This window comes from Bartonella refiksaydamii (genome assembly GCF_902652675.1).
Lineage (GTDB): Bacteria > Pseudomonadota > Alphaproteobacteria > Rhizobiales > Rhizobiaceae > Bartonella > Bartonella refiksaydamii.
Genome location: NZ_LR736293.1, coordinates 24,209 through 43,706, shown reverse-complemented (window position 1 = coordinate 43,706; position 19,498 = coordinate 24,209). Strand labels below are relative to the sequence as shown.

The 19,498-nt window shown below is 38.0% G+C and carries 18 protein-coding genes and 1 other RNA gene; 3 read left to right on the top strand and 16 right to left on the bottom strand.

Going from position 1 to position 19,498, the window contains the following annotated elements; genetic code table 11:
* Nucleotides 1-49 precede the first annotated feature (49 nt).
* The 15 genes from lnt to GQO39_RS03135 form a co-directional block, all read right to left on the bottom strand.
* Nucleotides 50-1,684 (bottom strand): apolipoprotein N-acyltransferase, encoded by a 1,635-nt coding sequence (gene lnt, locus GQO39_RS03205; RefSeq protein ID WP_198039404.1) that lies wholly within the window; start codon nucleotides 1,682-1,684, stop codon nucleotides 50-52.
* On the bottom strand, nucleotides 1,647-2,666 hold the full coding sequence (locus GQO39_RS03200; protein ID WP_156850920.1) for a hemolysin family protein: 1,020 nt from the start codon (nucleotides 2,664-2,666) through the stop codon (nucleotides 1,647-1,649). The genes lnt and GQO39_RS03200 overlap by 38 nt, the downstream gene beginning before the upstream one ends.
* Nucleotides 2,667-2,767: 101 nt before the next feature.
* Nucleotides 2,768-3,244 (bottom strand): rRNA maturation RNase YbeY, encoded by a 477-nt coding sequence (gene ybeY, locus GQO39_RS03195; protein WP_007551842.1) that lies wholly within the window; start codon nucleotides 3,242-3,244, stop codon nucleotides 2,768-2,770.
* Nucleotides 3,245-3,256: 12 nt separating this feature from the next.
* Entirely contained in the window at nucleotides 3,257-4,366 is a 1,110-nt protein-coding gene (locus tag GQO39_RS03190; RefSeq protein WP_156850919.1) for a PhoH family protein, read from the bottom strand.
* A 162-nt stretch (nucleotides 4,367-4,528) separates the two neighbouring features.
* Nucleotides 4,529-5,905 carry a tRNA (N6-isopentenyl adenosine(37)-C2)-methylthiotransferase MiaB gene (gene miaB, locus GQO39_RS03185; RefSeq protein WP_156850918.1) on the bottom strand — a complete coding sequence of 459 codons (1,377 nt, stop codon included), beginning with the start codon at nucleotides 5,903-5,905 and terminating at the stop codon, nucleotides 4,529-4,531.
* Between the two features lie 31 nt (nucleotides 5,906-5,936).
* A complete protein-coding gene (rimI, locus tag GQO39_RS03180) occupies nucleotides 5,937-6,431 on the bottom strand; it encodes a ribosomal protein S18-alanine N-acetyltransferase (protein WP_156850917.1) in 495 nt (164 codons plus the stop codon).
* Complete coding sequence (gene tsaB / locus GQO39_RS03175) at nucleotides 6,431-7,123, bottom strand: tRNA (adenosine(37)-N6)-threonylcarbamoyltransferase complex dimerization subunit type 1 TsaB (protein ID WP_156850916.1); 693 nt, start codon at nucleotides 7,121-7,123, stop codon at nucleotides 6,431-6,433. Before tsaB ends, rimI begins: the two co-directional genes overlap by 1 nt.
* A 482-nt stretch (nucleotides 7,124-7,605) precedes the next feature.
* Entirely contained in the window at nucleotides 7,606-8,634 is a 1,029-nt protein-coding gene (locus GQO39_RS03170; RefSeq protein WP_156850915.1) for a YeiH family protein, read from the bottom strand.
* A 60-nt stretch (nucleotides 8,635-8,694) separates the two neighbouring features.
* Nucleotides 8,695-9,300 carry a recombination mediator RecR gene (gene recR / locus GQO39_RS03165; RefSeq protein ID WP_156850914.1) on the bottom strand — a complete coding sequence of 202 codons (606 nt, stop codon included), beginning with the start codon at nucleotides 9,298-9,300 and terminating at the stop codon, nucleotides 8,695-8,697.
* 36 nt (nucleotides 9,301-9,336) lie between these two features.
* Nucleotides 9,337-9,660: a YbaB/EbfC family nucleoid-associated protein gene (locus GQO39_RS03160; RefSeq protein WP_007551834.1), complete on the bottom strand. Its 324-nt coding sequence runs from the start codon at nucleotides 9,658-9,660 to the stop codon at nucleotides 9,337-9,339.
* A gap of 14 nt (nucleotides 9,661-9,674) precedes the next feature.
* A complete protein-coding gene (locus GQO39_RS03155; protein ID WP_156850913.1) occupies nucleotides 9,675-11,615 on the bottom strand; it encodes a DNA polymerase III subunit gamma/tau in 1,941 nt (646 codons plus the stop codon).
* 230 nt (nucleotides 11,616-11,845) lie between these two features.
* Nucleotides 11,846-11,943: signal recognition particle sRNA small type (gene ffs / locus GQO39_RS03150), an RNA gene on the bottom strand.
* Between the two features lie 910 nt (nucleotides 11,944-12,853).
* Nucleotides 12,854-13,258, bottom strand: a complete 405-nt coding sequence (locus tag GQO39_RS03145; RefSeq protein WP_156850912.1) for a hypothetical protein — start codon at nucleotides 13,256-13,258, stop codon at nucleotides 12,854-12,856.
* Nucleotides 13,259-13,728: 470 nt separating this feature from the next.
* The gene (locus tag GQO39_RS03140; protein ID WP_156850911.1) at nucleotides 13,729-14,592 is read right to left on the bottom strand and encodes a prephenate dehydratase; all 864 of its coding nucleotides are present in this window, start codon (nucleotides 14,590-14,592) and stop codon (nucleotides 13,729-13,731) included.
* Nucleotides 14,589-15,320 (bottom strand): 3-deoxy-manno-octulosonate cytidylyltransferase, encoded by a 732-nt coding sequence (locus GQO39_RS03135; RefSeq protein WP_156850910.1) that lies wholly within the window; start codon nucleotides 15,318-15,320, stop codon nucleotides 14,589-14,591. The genes GQO39_RS03140 and GQO39_RS03135 overlap by 4 nt, the downstream gene beginning before the upstream one ends.
* A 106-nt stretch (nucleotides 15,321-15,426) precedes the next feature.
* On the opposite strand from GQO39_RS03135, the gene GQO39_RS03130 reads away from it, so the two are divergent.
* Nucleotides 15,427-15,996: a c-type cytochrome gene (locus GQO39_RS03130; protein ID WP_156850909.1), complete on the top strand. Its 570-nt coding sequence runs from the start codon at nucleotides 15,427-15,429 to the stop codon at nucleotides 15,994-15,996.
* Between the two features lie 445 nt (nucleotides 15,997-16,441).
* Here GQO39_RS03130 and GQO39_RS03125 read toward each other — a convergent pair whose 3' ends face one another.
* Nucleotides 16,442-17,230: a molybdopterin-synthase adenylyltransferase MoeB gene (locus GQO39_RS03125; RefSeq protein WP_156850908.1), complete on the bottom strand. Its 789-nt coding sequence runs from the start codon at nucleotides 17,228-17,230 to the stop codon at nucleotides 16,442-16,444.
* Nucleotides 17,231-17,318: 88 nt separating this feature from the next.
* Between GQO39_RS03125 and gshB the strand changes: the two genes are divergently transcribed.
* The gene (gene gshB, locus GQO39_RS03120; RefSeq protein WP_156850907.1) at nucleotides 17,319-18,257 is read left to right on the top strand and encodes a glutathione synthase; all 939 of its coding nucleotides are present in this window, start codon (nucleotides 17,319-17,321) and stop codon (nucleotides 18,255-18,257) included.
* Between the two features lie 145 nt (nucleotides 18,258-18,402).
* Complete coding sequence (locus GQO39_RS03115) at nucleotides 18,403-19,446, top strand: PstS family phosphate ABC transporter substrate-binding protein (protein ID WP_156850906.1); 1,044 nt, start codon at nucleotides 18,403-18,405, stop codon at nucleotides 19,444-19,446.
* Nucleotides 19,447-19,498 lie beyond the last annotated feature (52 nt).

Genomic DNA, 19,498 nt, shown 5'->3' with positions numbered 1-19,498 from the left:
TCCCAATATTATTGGTACACGCAACGTAATACCATATATGGGTATCTGATCATTTAAGCTGTTTTGTAAAACCAAAACCAATGCCGCTCAATAGCATAATAATGAATAAGATGAAAGTAGAGAATATTCTGTATTCATTGCTTCCTATGGGTGTAATCGGTGATGGGATCGGTGAATCAATAACGCCAACAGCATTTTGCTGGAGAGCTACAACGATTCGTCCATAAGAATCAATAACAGCCGATATTCCATTATTAGCTGCCCGTATGAGAGGGATTCCTAATTCAACGGCACGAAGCTGTGCTTGCTGAAGATGTTGATATGGGCCGGGTGTTACACCAAACCACGCATCATTTGTAACATTAATAATTGCCTGAGGCTGGGAGCCTTTAAAAGTCATTTCATTGGGAAATATTACTTCATAACAAATTAATGGAAGATAAGAAAACCCATTTGGTATCATGACAGTTTTGCGCACATCTGCAGCACTATATCCACCAATAGTATCAGCAAGGGCACGCAATCCAATTTTTTCCAATAAATTTTTATAGGGAAGATATTCGCCAAAAGGAACTAGGTGAAGTTTATCTGAAGCGCTTAAAATATCACCTTTATTGTTAATGACTGCAATTGTATTAAAATATTGTGTTTTCGCATTGAGAAAATCGTAATTGACACGTATAGCACCAATAATAGCCCACTGTTTGGGTTTAAGAAGAGAGGCAATGCGCATTGCGATAGCAGGTGAATCATTGAGAATATAGGGAATTGATGCTTCAGGCCATACGATAAAGTCAGGTTCTGGATTTTGATCAGCAGTTGGTGTTGTACTAAGATTCATATGAGCTGCTAAGATAGTTTCCGGTATCGTATCGCTCAATTTGACGTCTTGCTTAATAGAAGGTTGAACAATGCGTACCCAATAATTACTTTTCTGGTAATCAGTGGTGTTAGGTGCGGTATTGAGGCGATAAAATCCAAAACCACTGTGAATTACTATAAGTGATAGGCAAAGAAAAAGCGCGTTTTTCTTTTTTTCGTTCGTTAATAAAACAGTGGGTAAACTATAGACTAAAACAGCAAGAATATTCATTCCGTAAAGCCCTACAATTGCATCTAATTGCATGAGCATAGGGGTTGGCATAGCTGTATAACCAAGGGCATTCCATGGAAATCCTGTGAATAGGATAGCGCGCAACCATTCTGCAAGTCCCAGCGAAAAAGCCAAAACAAAAAAACGTGCTATTCCTTTTGTCCATAATAAACCGACAATAAAACCAGCAAAAAACCAATAAAAGGAAAGATAGAGAGGAGGACCCAAAATGGCAAATGGCACTGCCCAGCCAAAAGTAGCTGGATCTGTCAACAAAGCATTGCACAACCACCAAAGGCTGCAAATAAAATAACCGAAGCCAAAGGTTCCACAACTGAGAGCATAGGTCAGAAAGCGCTTTTTATTGTTTTGGATGGCACATATTGAGTCAAGTAAAATAATAAAGATGGGGAAAGTCAAAAAGCAGAGAGGTGTTAAATAAAAGGGTGGAAGTGCAAAAGAAGTAAAAGAACCACAAAGAAACATCCATATTTGTCGCTTCCAGCCGGTAATAGAAAACAAAAAAAGTGTAAAATTGCTTAAAAATGTTTGACTATTCTTTAGGGATGGCATTGTTCTCAAACTTCTCATTTTCTGGAATGCGAAAAATGCGCAACCGCTTAATTCGGCGTTTATCTGCTTCTAAAATACAAAATCGATAACCAGGCACTGCTTCAACGATTTCACCTTTTGCAGGAATACGATCAAGTATGGAGACAATCAAACCACCAATAGTATCGACTTCATCACCATATTCGCCTACGGAAAAATCAGGACCAAGAGCTTTTTCCACATCTTCTAGTTCAGTTTTTGCGTCAACAAGCCATTTATTATTGGGTTCGCGCACAATAGCATTGTCAACATTATCATGTTCATCTTCGATATCGCCAACAACTAATTCGACGATATCTTCCATAGAAACTAAACCGTCTGTGCCACCATGTTCATCAATAACCAAAGCCATCTGGGTTCGTGTTGTTTGCATACGTGTAAGTAATTTGCTTGCTAGCATGGAACTAGGGACAAAGAGAACTGTTCGAATCAGGTCCAATTCACCGATTGGGGTACGCAAATCCATATGGTTTAACTGGGGTGAATAGGATTTTTGCTCTGTGTGGGGTGAGTTGATAATAAAACGAGTTATATAATTAAGGATATCGCGAATATGGATCATTCCTCGCGGATCATCTAAAGTTTCAGCATAAACAGGTACGCGAGAATGACCAATTTTTGCAAAACATTTCAGTGCTTCCCCAAGAGGGGTGTTTATTTCCAATGCTTCTATTTCAGAGCGTGGAATCATAACATCATCAACCCGTGCTTCACGCAGACGTAAGATATTATGTAGCATAGTACGTTCTTCAGGGGAGAAGAGGGTTGTGTCTTTTTCATTATTAGCGGTGAGTGCAACGGTAAGGTCATCACGCAACGACGTATAATTGCGTCCACGTAAAAACGAAAACAAATAATTTATCAGGGAGTATTTTTCCGTATGATTCGCTTGCCGAGAAGGGTTTTCTTCAATATTAGAAGATGCTTGACCGTTATTTTGTGCATTTATTTTGTTTGCCATGATTTTAAAATCTTCTAAACTTTACTTTATATAATAGAGGCATAAGAGGCTATAATTTTTTATAATAGTGATATTGATTTAAAAATTTAATTTTTATCATTTTAAGCCAATTCAGTATAGGGATCTTTTATGAAAAGCTTTTGAAGAATTTCCCTTTCAAGCTTTTCCATTTGATAAGCTTCCTCGTCTGTTTCATGATTATAGCCAAGAAGATGAAGGACGCCATGAACAATCATATGCGTCAAATGATCCTGAAATAATTTTCCTTCTGCCGATGCTTCAAGTGCAACAGTTTCTCGCGCAATAATGATATCACCGAGCATAACTCTGGGAGTTTGTCCAACTTTAAGTGGAAAAGCAGGAAAGGATAATACATTGGTGGGTTCGTTTTTATTGCGCCATTGCGCATTGATCTGCGCCATATGTTTATCATCCGTAAAAAGCAGACTGACTTCGCTTACAACATTTTCTAATGAAACGTGATGCATCGTCGTTGTGAGTGCTTTTTCGGTGATATCATAAAGCACTTTCTCATCATACCACCCAGAGTTTTCAATAGTTATATCAATAGTAATCATGACAAATAGAATTTATTTTTTTGATGAAAGATTTGAGGATGGCATTTTTTTCATTTGTAGAGCAGAATCATGATCATAAGCACGTACGATAGCGGCAACAAGGGGATGGCGCACAACATCTTTTTCATCAAAACGAATGATTGCAATATTTTCTACATGGGAAAGAATACGTATCGCTTCGATTAAACCTGATTTTTGTCCTGTAGGCAAATCAATTTGACTTACGTCACCGGTTACGATCATACGTGTTCCTTCCCCAAGTCGTGTGAGGAACATTTTCATTTGCATGGGTGTAGTATTTTGTGCCTCATCAAGAATGACAGCTGCATGGGCAAGTGTTCGCCCACGCATGAAAGCAAGAGGGGCAATTTCTATGACGCCAGAAGCTAAAATACGCTCGACTTTTTCAACGGGGATCATGTCGTAAAGGGCGTCATAAAGTGGACGTAAATACGGATCGACTTTTTCTTTGAGATCACCGGGAAGAAAGCCAAGATGCTCTCCAGCTTCAACGGCGGGACGTGACAGAACAATTCGTTCAATGATACCACGCTCTAAAAGCATTGCAGCATGTGCAACAGCAAGATATGTTTTGCCCGTTCCTGCTGGCCCTACACCAAAAACAAGTTCATTGCGCTCCATCGCACACATATAGGCATCTTGTGTTGGGGTTCGGGCATGGATTGTTTTTTTATGGGTACTTAATTGCGCGAGAATACGTTTTTTTGCAGGTTTGGTTATTGTTGGGGCTCCTTGCTGTTCCTGTAGAAAATCTGCCATGGCAATAGCTCCTTGTGTATCTGATAAAGTGAGCTCTTGATGTGTTTTGGCGCGTTCATAAAGCTGCTGTAACACGTATTGTGCGCGTTTTATAGAAGCAAAATTTCCACAAATTAAAACTTCATTACCACGTGGATGAATGCTAAGTTCAAGTTTTTGTTCGATATAAGCAAGATTTTCGTCGAGTTTACCAAAAACTGTTTTTACATATTGATTATTTTCAAAAATCAAAACAACACGACTAACGTCTGATGCGCTTGTTTTTTCCAAGACACCAGTATTTTCAGGGTAAACATTTGCCTTTTCTTTAATATGTTTTACTCTTTCGGTTGAAGCTTTCAACCTATTCTCCCATATTCATATAAGTGTCGCACACTTCTTAAGTAAACTTTACAAAAGATAATATATCTTTCGTAGAGCGCAAGCTTTAGATGTAATCATTTTCTTCAAAAATAAAAGAGCTACTTAAAATTTAATGTCTTGAACGATGCATGAAAGATATGTTTATATACTTGCCATTTCACCAACAAAACTGTTTGAACTCACATTTTTAATATGAATTGTCATGACGGTGCCCATAGAAGCTTGTGTATCTACGACAACAGGTAAAAGCCAAGGTGAACGACCTACCATTTGCCCCGAGTAACGCCCAGCTTTTTCAATGAGAACATCAGTTACTTCACCAACTTTAGAACGCAAAAATGCGTTTTGCTGCTCAAGAAGAAGAACTTGTAAGTGTTGAAGACGAGCATCCTTTACAGCTTCATCAACATGATTTTTCATTGTTGCTCCAACTGTTCCAGGACGAGGTGAATACTTGAAAGAATAGGCTGAACTGTATTGCACTTGTTTAATAAGTTTAATGGTTTCTTCAAAGTCTTTATCTGTTTCCCCTGGAAATCCTACAATAAAATCGCCTGAAAAAGCAATATCAGGTCGTGCAGTTCGAATTTTCTCGATAAGCTGAAGATAATGAATACTTTTATGTTGACGGTTCATTGCTTTTAAGATGCGATCTGAACCTGACTGGACAGGAAGATGCAAGTAAGGCATTAATATGTCAAGATCTCGATGTGCCGCAATAAGGCTCTCATCCATATCTCGTGGGTGGCTGGTTGTATAACGTAGGCGCTTTAAACCATCCAGTTTGGCGAGATGATAGAGAAGATCACCAAGACGCCAAGTTTTTCCATGAGCACTTTGTCCATGCCAACCGTTTACATTTTGTCCTAAGAGTGTAATTTCTTTGACACCAGCTTCAATGAGTTGGCGTGCTTCCTCAGTAATTTGCTCAACAGGTCGTGATATTTCGGCACCACGTGTGTAGGGAACAACACAAAAAGTACAAAATTTGTCACAGCCTTCCTGCACTGTTAAAAATGCACTAACACCCCGTTTTCTTACAGCACGTTTATTGTGAGGTGGTAAATGAGCAAATTTATCTTCTACAGCATAGTCTGTTTCGATAACTTTTTTGCCTTGTTTGGCTTTTTCTAACAAGTCTGGTAAGCGGTGATACATTTGCGGACCAATGATGAGATCCACGGTTGGAGCACGACGCAAAATTTCGCTTCCCTCAGCTTGTGCAACACAACCAGTTACACCGACCATTAGGGGCTTATCAGGTGCTCGTTCTTGACGTATCACGCGCAAACGACCAAGATCAGAATAGAGTTTTTCTGCTGCTTTTTCACGAATATGACAGGTATTAACAAGAATAAGGTCAGCGTCATCAGGTGTTTGTGTCGTAACATAACCCTGTGAACTGAGACTATCAGTCATTCGTTGGCTGTCATAAACATTCATTTGACACCCATAGGTTTTGATAAAAACCTTTTTAGGAGCAACAGGGAGCTTATCTTTAGAATTTACTTTATTCATAACGCATGTCTAAATGTTTTTTATGCAAATCTCAATCTGTTGTTTGCTTAAAAGTTTTTTGCATAACGATTGCATTTGTGCGACTGTTTTTTGATGGGTAATAGGCAGGGCGTTTAGCAATTTTTTGAAATTGGAAACGCTGATAAAGATTCAAGGCAGAAAGATTCGTCTCTTCTACTTCTAGGAAAAGTTTTATAGCACATTCATGGTGAAGATAGCATAATGTGCTGTCTATAAGCAAAGTGCCAATTCCTTGTCGACGAAAATGAGGGTGAACAGCAATTGTGATGATTTCTGCTTCATCAAGAATGAGGCGGCAGAGGCAAAATCCTACGATTTGATCTGGTTGACCAATAAGGGAGGCTTTGTATCCAAAGATAGAGTGATCTGTTAAGAAATTATCAAAGGCTTGTTTTTCCCAAGCAGGGAAAAAACAGGACTGGTGAATTTTATGAAAGGAAGTACTATCATCCGCTTGTAGCGGAGCAATCCAAAAATGTTTTTTTGTCAATGAAAATTCGGACATTATTTTTTTCGTGGTAAAGCAAAACCGGTTTGTTGTTTTACATCAGCATTGCGTAAATAGAGTGGGCAGGGCGGATTTTGTGGCTGTTTGTTTGCAGCAAGATAAGCATAGCTTACAATATCAGCTGCCTTGCAGAGAATAGAGCCTCGTACGATTTTTCTATTTACCTTATTGTTTTTAATGTACAGTTCAATAATATCAGCTGCTGGACCAGTTAATCTCGTTGGTTGGGGTAAATCTTCGATAATATTTTCAATTGTTTTTAATCCAGGTAGCCCTAAAGGTGTGAGATCTTCATTGAAGTTTTGATGGTAGAACATGTCTCTTCCGGCTTCAATAACAACAGTGATTGCTATTGCTGATATAGTATTTTTATTGGTTATTGTCTGTGCTGCCAATGCTTCAAGTGCGCTTACTCCAACAGCTGGTATTTCTAGTGCTAAAGCCAAAGCTCTCGCTGTTGAAACACCGACACGCACACCAGTAAACGACCCAGGTCCAATATTAACAGCAATACGATCAACTTGATCAAGAGTAATATTAGCTTGGTCAGTTATTTGTGCAATGTGTCCAATGAGTTTTTCGGCATGACCTTTATTCATGTGTTCGCTAATCTGCGCAATGACAAATTTATGACGAATGAGTGCAACAGCACAATAAATTGAAGCAGTATCTATGGCAAGTATAAGCATAATATTTTAATCGAATAATATGATAAGCAAGAGGTCTGCTGTGTTTTCTAGTCTTTTTTATTGGATACAGTGGGTGTTGATCTAATCCTTATTGTATCCTGTTACAACACATAGTAAACAAAAACAATTTCAAAGGAAAAGATTATAAAACCGCATTTGTTTTTCTCAATAAGAGCATATTCATAAGCCTTTTGTAAAAGTTTAATTTTTGTGAAAGCAGAAGAAAATAAAAAAACCAGCATTTTTATATCACACTGCTTGCTTGCAAGCAATTGCACGCTGAAAAGCTCGTTGAATCAGAAATTGAACGGTTGCTATTACTATTAATATCAAAGCGCATTCGTTCTTTTATATAAAATGATGAAGGAATCCTTTTGCAATCTTAACCTAATTTAATAAAAAGATTGCTTCAGTGTTCATAAACACTTTTAGAGGTGTTTGCAAGCTCTGTTAAAAAAGAAAAAGTATTTTAAAGTTCTATTTCAAAAACTTATGTGATTCATACCACTTAATTGTATCATGATAAGGCTGCAAGCGCCGAGAATAAGTATGGAACAAGTCGAAGCCAAAATGACACGACATCCTGCTTTTTTTAACGAGTGGATATCAACGCCTAACCCCAATGCAGCCATTGAAATGACAGTCAACACCTGAGCAATCAGTTTGATGGAATTGATAGTTTTTTCAGGGATAAGGCCACTTGAGCGAACAAGCATCATGATAATAAAACCAATAATAAACCATGGGATGAGGGTATGTAGACGTAAGCGTGTTTGTGCTGATCGATTATAGATGATTGAAAGAGCAAAAATAAGAGGACCTAACATTAAAACCCGCACCAGTTTAACAACGGTTGCAATTTGAACACTTACAAAAGAGACGGATGCTGTTGCAGCTAAAACCTGTGGGACAGCATAAACAACCATGCCGGCCAGTACACCGTATTGGCTAAATGACAAATTCAGAAGCGGATGTAAAAAGGGTAGAAATAAAATAATAAGAATCCCTAAAAGAGCAGTGAAAGCAATTGACGCAGCCACGTCGTCATGTTTTGCTTTAATGACAGGTGCAACGGCGACAATGGCTGAATTGCCACAAATAGCATTTCCACAAGCGACTAGCATTGCTAAATGTGTAGAAAGCCCGAAAAGTCGGCCGATGGCAAAACTGAGGATAATCGTTACAAATATAACAAATATGATGCTAGCAAGCAAATTCCAACCAGCTGAAAGAACTGTATTAATGCTAATGCTTGCTCCTAAAAGAACGATAGCAATTTCGAGAAGTGTTTTTGCACAAAAGGTGATACCTTTTTGAAAATATGTTGGCAAAGTAAAACAGCTACGGGTAATAGATCCCAAGAGAATTGCCAAAACAAGGCTTTCAAGCCACGCTTCTGCGAAAAGCTGTTTTTCTATAACTTCTAAGCCATAAGCTAAGGTTGATATGAGTAAACATACTAGAATACCAGGACGAAAGTCGTTTAAAAGTGAGAGACTTTTCTGTATCATTTTAATATTGCCCCCTAAAAAATGATAGTAAATAAAGAGAGAGAACAGGTAAAAAAAGTTTTAGAGATTTGTTCTCGCTTGTAAAGCTGCTGCTAAAGTTCCATCATCAAGATAATCGAGTTCGCCTCCCACTGGCACCCCATGGGCAAGCCGAGTAATTTTAACGGAGAAGTTAGAGAGCTGGTCAGTGATGTAGTGAGCAGTTGTTTGTCCTTCAACAGTAGCATTAACCGCTAAAATAATCTCCGTAATCGAGTTTTCTACAACGCGCTGGATTAAGGGAGCGATTTTGAGTTCGTCAGGACCTATTCCATCTAAGGGAGAGAGACGTCCACCCAATACATGATAACGTGCTGCTAAAGTTTTTGCGCGTTCAAGAGCCCACAAATCAGCAATATCTTCAACAACAATAATTGTTGTATCATCGCGGCGTGGATCTGTACAAATTGAACAAGGGTCAATTGTATCTACATTTCCGCAAACAGAACAGATGCAGACTTTGTCTACTGCTGTTTGTATTGCTGCCCCTAAAGGTTCCAACAATGTTTCTTTTTTTTTGATAAGGTGAAGAGCAGCACGGCGTGCCGAACGCGGTCCAAGACCTGGTATCCGCGCTAAAAGCTGAATAAGACGCTCAATTTCAGGTCCTGCAATGTGTTTAGACATATTATTGTTCCAAGGGATTAAATAAAATCCGGTTCATTAAAACGGGAGTTTGAAACCTGATGGCAGTGGTAACCCTGCTGTTATGTTTTTAGTTTTTTCTTCTATAGCTATTTCAATTTTTGTTTTAGCTTCATTGTAGGCTGCCATAATCAGATCTTCAAGAATTTCAACTTCCTCAGGACTGAGTAATGAAGAATCAATTTTAATTTCTGTTATGATATTTTTGCCGTTTAAGGTGATGTTGACAAGACCACCACCAGAAGTACCCGTCACTTGTAGATTTGCTACTTCTTCTTGAATTTTCTGCATTTTCTCTTGCATTTCTTTGGCTTTTTTCATCATGCTCATCATGTCACGCATAGAAAGGAGTATCCTTATTCATCGTTGATATTATTTTCATTTTCAAAAATCCCGATATTTTTAAAAGTATCAGGAGATAAATCAAGATCGGTTTCTTGTTTATTTAGGCGGATATCGACAATTTTTGCTTCTGGAAAATGATTGAGGATTTTTGCGATATCAGGATCTGCCTCTGCATTGGAAAAAAGCTTCTTTTGGATAGCTACATTTTCTTCTTGTAAAGTTGGCCCTCCTCCTTCATTAACGAGAGTTATAGTCCAACGTTGCCCAGTCCATTGGGAAAGCATTTTTTCTATATCGCGCGCAAATAAAAGTGGAGCACCTTCAGCAAGTCTCAAAGTAATATGTCCCGGTTCAAAAGAAACAGGATGAACAAATTCTTTAATAAGAAGCTTGAAAGGAATATCATTATATTTTTCAGCTAATTCAACAATATCATGCAAGGAATTAATAACCACGGTTTGAGGTTCAGTAATTTTTTTTACTGTTTGCGTGGGGGGATGCGGTAAATTTGCAATATTTTCAGAAAGATCAACAGATTGAGAAGTTTCAATAGTTTCTGTTATTTTAGGGATTTTAGTGCTTTCCAGAGTTTGAATTTTGGCTGAATCTTTTGATTGTAAGGAACGGTCTACTTGGTTTTCCAAGAATGCTTTTAAATTTGATTGATTTGGTGACGTATTTGAAACATTCGGGGAAGAATGGGCATATACAGCTGTTACTCTTGCCGCATTGTTAGCATTTGTAGACTCTTGAGGAGAAGAATTTTGAACGGTTGTGAGTGATATTTTTTCTTGACTAAGCTTTTTTAAAGCTTCATCAAGAGTTGGTAAATCAGCAGTGTGGGCAAGACGAATAAGTAACATTTCTGCTGCTTGAAGCGGACGTGCAGTTTGGCTAACTTCCTGTAAGCCTTTGAGTAACATTTGCCAATTTCTGGATAAAACAGGGATGGAAAGTTTTTGTGAAAAATCTAAGCTTCTTAAACGTTCATCTTCAGTGAGTGAGAGATCTTCAGCTATCTCTGGGGTAAAACGTAAACGTGTAACCAGATGATTGAAATCAGCCAATTCTGTCAATATAGTGAGAGGGTCAGCGCCTGCATCGTATTGGCTGCGTAATTCATATAATGCATTTACAACATTACCCTTCATAATAAACTCAAAAAGATCAATAATACGTGCTTGATCAGCTAAGCCTAACATCGCACGCACTGCAACAGCACTGATGTTGCCATAGCTATGCGCAATTGCCTGATCAAAAATAGATAGTGCATCACGTACAGAGCCTTCTGCAGCGCGGACAATCATGGAGAGTGCCTGATCTTCCACTTCTACGTTTTCACGTTTTGCAATTTGGCGCAAATGCGCACTCAGAACTGTCGATTCAATACGCCGTAGGTCAAAACGCTGGCAACGCGAAAGAATCGTAATAGGAACTTTGCGGATTTCTGTCGTTGCAAAAATAAATTTTACATGCGCTGGTGGTTCTTCAAGTGTTTTCAATAAGCCATTAAATGCTTGTGTTGAAAGCATATGCACTTCATCAATAATATAAACTTTATAGCGTGCAGAAACAGGACGGTAACGTATTTGTTCAATAATTTCACGAATATCATCAATACCGGTATGCGAAGCCGCATCCATTTCTATAACATCGATATGACGTCCTTCAATGATTTGTGTACAATGTTCACCAAGTGTATTCAATACGGTTGTTGGTTGATCAATATCTTTTGTTTTGTAGTTGAGTGCACGTGCCAAAATACGCGCTGTTGTGGTTTTACCTACTCCGCGAATTCCTGTTAACATCCATGCTTGTGCAATGCGACCTGTTTCAAAAGCATTCGTAAGAGTACGCACCATAGCTTCTTGACCAATGAGGTCAGAGAAATTTTGAGGTCGATATTTGCGAGCAAGAACACGATAGGTCGTTTCTACCGGCATATTTTTCATCAACGATTCCAACTTTGAAGCTCTTTATACGTACATTTCAATAACACGAAAGCACAGATTAACACTGTACTCTAATATAAAAGGATTTTTTTTCAATCAATTTATTTTTTTAAGAACTGGCCAATTTGCTTAAAGACAGTCCAACTTCTTTATTTTCTACATGCACAATACTGCTCTGAAAATTAAAGATATTCCACTGAAAAACAACAAAATACGATTTATTCAACAAGAAAGGAGGCTGGTACGATGACCCGTACTAAAACTCGTTAGGGCTGCTTCTTTCCAGACCTGACCCAGTTGGCGAGCAGTTCGTCCACCACCAACCTCCCAAGCCCATATTGTCGATTTAAAATGAAAAATCAAGCTAAGAAACAAAAAATATGACAAGAACAATAAGGAATTTTTCCTTTGAACTTAACGTCTTGTACTACAGGTGACAAATAAGACGGGAATTCATCAATTTTTTTTAGAGTGGCTTACCATATTTATTTGCTATGAACAAAATGCTTATTTTTCTGAAGTTGTTCAACGAATTATAGGAAGTTTGCAACAAAAAAGGAGGAGATAAAGCATGCGTGTTAATTTAATAAGCTGAAATTGGAAGATTAGGGGAAATATTGTTGCCAAATAGTATAACGTAATCCGTATTATATCGCTTTAAATGGTTGATTAATCTTTTAATAATTAAAGAAAAGATGAGTTTAATCTCTTTTTGAGTAAGGCCGAATGAATCTAGCCTAAAAAACAGTTCAGTTTCTAGCTCTAGCACGGCTAGAATAAAATTGAGGATAAGATTGTCAGTGAGCACTGTAGCAGCAATCTTACTGTTAATACGCTGTAATACCTCCACAATACCTCCACCGGTTTTATATTTTTGCTGTACTTAGCAGAATATAGAATCTGCTTGCAGGACTAGATGGAACTTGCGCATTATTTTTCTTCTGTGAGCATAGTTTATATATGGTACAGTTTAGAGCAAATCGTAATTTTTAGATGATCTAGCTATGAAGAAAAAAATCTATCTTTGTTTAGAAAATTAGCTCTAATTACCAAACACAGGATAATTGAGTTTACTGCAAAAAACACGCAATATCAGTCCCCTAATATCTAATTTTGCCATATGATATTGCCACTACGTATAGAGCAAAAACTCACGTAAAATCCAGCTTTGATTTTGAAAAAAATTTCCTAAGTAATTGGGCAGGGCTATGAAAATAGAAGTGAAATTAGAATTGTTACTAATAATCCCCTGTATCGCAATCTATCCCAATAATTCTTTTTTCAATAATGTTTTTAAAAATATAGATTCCTTCCGAAGGAAAACTGATAGCAAGAGATTTCACACCTTTAAGTGTAAATACTTTATTTTCTTTATCGTGTATTATCTTACTCTCATCGTCAGCAACAATTCTTAATTTGTTTAAGTCAGAAAGGGAAGAGTACGACAAAGTAAAAGATGTTTTTGGGGGGATAAATTCATTACAACTGTACTCAACACCTTGATGTACTATATCAGATGAATCAATGGTAACACTTTCATTTGGTGCGAAATCCCATTTTCTTTCACCAAATCCAGCAAACGCATTGCTGCAGAAAGCAAGGATATTCGCAGCTAATAATATCCGAGTAAAAAATTTTCCCATTTTATCATACCGTTTTATTCTAGGATACGATTAATCGTAAAACAATTTTCATAAATATAAAAGATTAAATTTAATTTAGAAATGCATGGCTAGGCTGTTATTTTATCTTTATAAAAGCTATTTGCAGAATTACTCAAAGCCTGAATTCCTGAATGCACAGTTTTAGGTGCTCTATTGATAATTCAAGTTATCCTCTGACTTTATTGCGAAGATTTACAGTTATCCTTTTAAGATAAATTACCATAAAGAATTATTCATATTATCAATGATAATTTCTCTTATAGTACCCAAAAACAATTTGTGTTGTTTGTGTTTGCGTTATTTCATCGTGTTGCTGGGGCTCATATCTGTTTTTATATAAATTTGCAAAGGAGTGTCCATATAATTTGAATAATTCCATTAGGGGAAGCTGGGGCTCCTTTGCTTTTTCAATACTCATTATGTGCAACTCCCTTGCGATTTATTGTTCATCACACGTCTAGTGTTCGGTCGTTTTTAGCTGGATAAATACCTATAATGCGGAATTCGGCAGAAAAAAAAGCTAGCTCTTCTAAGGCGAGTTGCATCATGGGATCTTCAGGATGTCCCTCAATATCAACGAAAAACTGTGTTGCATTAAAGTTTCCGCCAATTTGGTAGCTTTCTAATTTTGTCATATTGATACCATTTGTGGCAAATCCTCCCATAGTTTTATAAAGGGCAGCTGGGACATTGCGGACTCTAAAGAGAATGCTCGTGATGATCTTTTCACCATTTTGGGGTTTAGGCACATATTGTTGAGAAGGTGAAAGGATAACAAAACGGGTAATATTATGAGGGCTATCTTCAACGTTTTTTTCAAGAATATCAAGATCATAGAGATCTGCTGCAATCAAAGGAGCTAAAGCCGCTTGTGAACGCTTTGCATTTTTTTTAATAAATTTTGCGGCTCCAGCTGTATCAGCGGAAGTAACAGGTATCCAGCCATTGTTACGTATGATTTTACGGCATTGTGCAAGGGCATGTGCATGGCTGTGGACGGTTTTAATTTCGTCATGCGTGACACCGGGTAAAACCATTAGTTGAAAATGGATAGGCAAAAAATATTCACCAATGATATAAAGAGATGATTGTGGTAAAAGGTGATGAATATCCGCAACGCGGCCAGCAAGAGTATTTTCAATAGGAATCATAGCAAGATCAGCCTCTCCGCTTTCCACAAGGTTGAGTGCGTCTTCAAAAGTAGCAGAGGGTACAGCATCCATATTGGGAAACATATTGATGCATGCTGTATGAGAATTGGCTCCATATTCTCCTTGGAAAGAGATTTTATTGGTTTTTTTTAATGTTTTCATGCTAAAATTTTGCGTACTCTCTCAAGATCACGTTGTGTATCAACGCTTAAAGGAATAGAGTTGATTATTTCTACATCGATACACATATTATGCTCTAAAGCACGTAATTGTTCAAGTTTTTCGCGTTGTTCGAGCGCAGAGGGTTTGAACGTTACAAATCGTTCAAGCACTTCACGTCGATAGGCATATATCCCAATATGATGGTAAAGAGGACCATCTCCATAAGGGGCTGTTGCGCGGGTAAAATAAAGAGCACGAAGGCGATTTTGAGAAAATGGTGTACCAACAATTTTGACAACATTGGGATCTGTTTTTTCATTTTCCTCGACGATTTTAGCGCCTAAAGTTGCAATATCAGTGGAGCTATTTTCTAAAGGTTGTAAAGCACTGATGATTTCACTAGGGGTTATTGTTGGCAAGTCACCTTGGACATTCAAAATAGCATTGTAGCGTCGTTCAGGATCAATATGGGTTAAAGCTTCATAAATGCGATCAGATCCAGATTTATGATGGCTACATGTCATGATACATTCATACCCGTAAGCCGTAACCGCTTTAGCGATATCGTTATGATCTGTTGCAACGATAGTACGTCCAAGTGCAGCTTTTTTTGCTTGTTCAGCAACGTGAACAATCATCGGCTTACCAACGATCTCAGCGAGAGCTTTTTGGGGGAGACGCGTTGAGTCCATACGAGCGGGAATAAGAATAATTGGTTCAAGAGTCATTTGCAAAATTCCAAAATTCCGTGTGTGATGCGTTTATAACGTTGTCTATTACAAGGAAAAAGCTTAAACTAAAAATAGTAATCAAAATATAAACATTTGAGTTTTTATGAATCGCTCGACAGTTGCCTATTTTATTTTTGCTTGTCTATTTGTGCTGATTGTTTTGATGGGCATTTCCATACTCAGCAATACAATTTATGATTATTCTACGTTAGTTCAACAGTTTCATACAGTTAAAAAGCACGATGTGGTTAAGGAGAAACAACAGGCGTCTGACAGTGTTTTGTCACTGAATGACCGCCTTCACCGAGGCAATCTTGAAAATGGGCGTAAAGTTTTTCGCCAATGTGCTATATGCCATACCTCTGGTCGTAATGAATCAGGGCGCGTTGGTCCGGAGCTTTGGGACATAGTGAACCGTCCTTTAGCGGCAGCACCAAATTTTTCTTACTCACGGGCTTTACGCACGAATTCTGATCAAAAATGGGATTTTATAACTTTGGATCGTTATCTGCAATCACCACGTAAAGCGTTTCCAGGAACAATTATGTCTTTTCGTGGAATCAAAAATGATCAAGATCGTGCTGATCTTTTGCTTTATTTACGCAGTCTATCCGATAATCCTGTTTCTTTAACGAATAATGATCATAAAAATAAAGACGACGAACCGAACTAAATTATGCCAAAAGGGTTCACTGGAGAAGGAGTGCGGTTGGTTTTTGTTTGTAGTTTTGGTTTCAAAGATTGACAAAGGGAATTGTTATTGACGCATCATCTAAAATTGACCCAATAAAATTGTATTGGAAGATAAAATAAAAAATAGTAACTTTTTTCCTCGACATTTTTTACTAATCGTACCGACACTATTTGGTATCTGAACAGTAACGTTTATCATCATCCAATTTATGCTTGTGAGCCAACAACGGTGCTTGATGTAAGTACGCAAGCGTAGATTATTGCTCTTTTACGTCATTTACAACAAAAATATCATTTGGGGAGGGGTGTTTATGAGTCATAATTTGAAGGTCGTTAAAGTACTTGCACGTGAAGTAATTATCATACGCAAAGAGAAATAGTTAAGCATGGTTCTGCCGATTGTATTTTTCTCATTCCCAAAATTCTTATATGCAAGTCTTAATGGTTGCTGTATTAGCACTGGAATCTGATCGTCTATAAGTAACTATATTAAATTGCGCAGACAATCCATCATAAAGAAGGATTTTCCCCACTAAAGGTTCACCAATGTTTGTGATAAGTTTAATGACTTCCATTGCTTGTAGTGTGCCGATGACTCCAGGTAAAGCACCGATGATTCCAGTTTCAGCACATGACGAAGTAGTTCCAAGAGCTGGTGGTTTGGGGAATAAATCGCGATAGTGAGGATTGTTGTCTTTATAAGGCATGAGCACTGTTAGGGAGCCATCAAAACGTCTTACAGCACCGCTTATTAAAGGTTTTTTACAGAGAGCTGCGTGATCAGCAAGTAGATAGCGCGTGGCAAAATTGTCACTGCCATCAACAATGATGTGGTAATCGTTGAGAAGTGCATCCACATTACTTTCTTTTAAGCGTAAATTGTGTTTTTCAACAGTAACATGGGGGTTAATTGCTTCTATAGTGGTTTTGGCGCTGTCGGTTTTTTTTTGGTTGACTGCAGTTGTTTTGTGAATAACTTGACGTTGTAAATTGGAAAGCGAAACAATATCATCATCAACAATTCCGAGGGTACCAACGCCTGCGGCAGCCAAATAGGTGAGGACAGGAGCACCAAGACCACCTGCGCCAACAACAAGAACACGTGCAGCTTTCAATTTTTGTTGTCCCGCGCCACCAATTTCAGGCAAAATGATGTGGCGTGCATAGCGTTCGATTTCTTCATTACTTAATTTTGTATCAGCTTCTTGTGTCATAGGCTTTCTCTTGTCATAGTTCCTTTATTGTTTACAAAGTTTATGGCACATAGGCTAGTCCGCTTTCAGTTATGAGGAGGTTTTATTCATGAAAATTGCCATTCAGATGGATCATATTTCAACACTCCGGATTCAAGGAGATACAACATTTGCACTTGCTTTAGCAGCGCAAGAACGCGGACACACTCTTTTTCATTATACACCAGATCGTTTATCTATGCGTGATGGTTGTGTGATTGCACGATTAGAGGCATTGACGGTGTATGATGATGCTGAACACTATTACCAATTGGGGAGTCCTGTTCGCACCAAATTAATGGATATGGATGTGGTTCTTTTACGCCAAGATCCCCCCTTTGATCTCAATTATATCACTACGACTCATTTATTAGAGCGTATTCATCCCAAGACGCTTGTTGTGAATGATCCAGCATGGGTGCGCAATAGTCCAGAAAAGATTTTTGTTACTGAATTTGCTGATTTGATGCCAGAAACATTAATTACTAAGGATATTGAAGAAATAACAGCCTTTAGAGCTACATTTGGAGACATTATTGTGAAGCCACTCTATGGAAACGGGGGGGCAGGTGTTTTTCATTTGAAGCAGGATGATCGCAATTTGGCATCGTTGTTAGAAATGTTTGCCCAAAGTTACCGCGAACCTTTTATTGTTCAACGTTATTTAGGTGCAGTACGAAAAGGGGATAAACGGATTATTTTGCTTGATGGTATGCCTGTTGGAGCGATTAATCGGATTGCTGCGGAAACAGATGTTCGCTCTAATATGCATGTTGGAGGTCGCGCGGAAAATATTGATTTAACAAAACGTGATTATGAGATTTGTAAACGCATTGGTTCAATTTTGCGGGAACGTGGTCTTCTTCTTGTAGGCATTGATGTGATCGGAGATTATATAACAGAAATTAATGTTACGTCTCCTACTGGGATTCGTGAAATTAAACATTTTTCAGGTACGGATATTGCTCATCTGTTCTGGGATGTTATTGAATTCAAACGTTCCAATTAAATTTGTTTTAAAAGGAAATAATATGGTTTTGTCAGAAAAATTATAAATGTTGCTTTTTTTATATTTGTTATGTTGCAAATGTGAATTACATTTAAATCATTAATGCAAGCAAGAGGCTTTGATTCACATTTTAAGGAGCGCAGGGATGAAGACAGTGTTATCAGTCGGAGTAGGACTATTTTTTGCACTTGTGTTGACAAGTATGGGCAAAGCGCGTGATCAAATTCAGATTACTGGTTCATCTACAGTTTTACCTTATCAAAAAATCGTTGCTGAGATATTCGGAGAAACTTACCCTCACTTTAAGGTCCCAGTTATTGAATCGGGAGGAACAGGAGTTGGTATTAAGGAATTTTGTCGTGGTGTTGGAGAAAATACAATTGATATCGTTAATGCTTCACGAGCGATGAAGCCAAGTGAATTGCAGTCTTGTTTTGATGCTGGTGTGAAAGATGTTGAGGAAATACGCATCGGGTATGATGGCATTGTTTTTGCAACAGATATAAATGGGCCTGATTGGAAATTGCAGCCAGTAGATGTTTATAGGGCGCTTGCTGCTCAAATTATTGTAGATGGGAAATTACAACCCAATAATATTTCAAAATGGAATGCAGTCAATAGTGCTCTTCCTGATTGGACAATAGCAGCTTATATTCCTGGAGAAAAGCATGGAACGCGTGAAGTTTTTGAAGAAAAATTACTAGCTGCGGGGTGTAAATCCAGTGGAGCAGTGGAGACGATGAAAGCTTTGGGAATGAATGATAAGGCGATACACGCTGCTTGTGTTGCAGTGCGTAGGGATGGGAAGGTTATTGATATTGATGGAGATTATTCTGAAACATTTGCGCGTCTGACTTCTAATAAAACAGGGATTGGTATTTTTGGTTTGTCTTTTTATCAAAATAATGCTGATAGGTTGAAGGTCGCAGATATTAACGGTTTTGCGCCAACTGTTGAAACAATCTCTCATGGTAAATATCCTGTTTCTCGTCCACTTTTTTTCTATGTTAAGAAAGCTCATTTAGGTATCGTTCCCAGTTTGCGGGAATATGTCGACTTTTTTCTTTCTGACCAAATGATTGGTCCAGATGGCCCATTGGCTGAATATGGTTTGATTGTTGCTTCCGAAAAAGAGCGCCAAGCGCAGCGTTCTGCTTTTTCTGCTGGTAGAGTGATGACTTTGAAATAATTTTCTAGATTTGCACTGTGGGGATTTTCTATACTGCTTTTTTATAAAAATT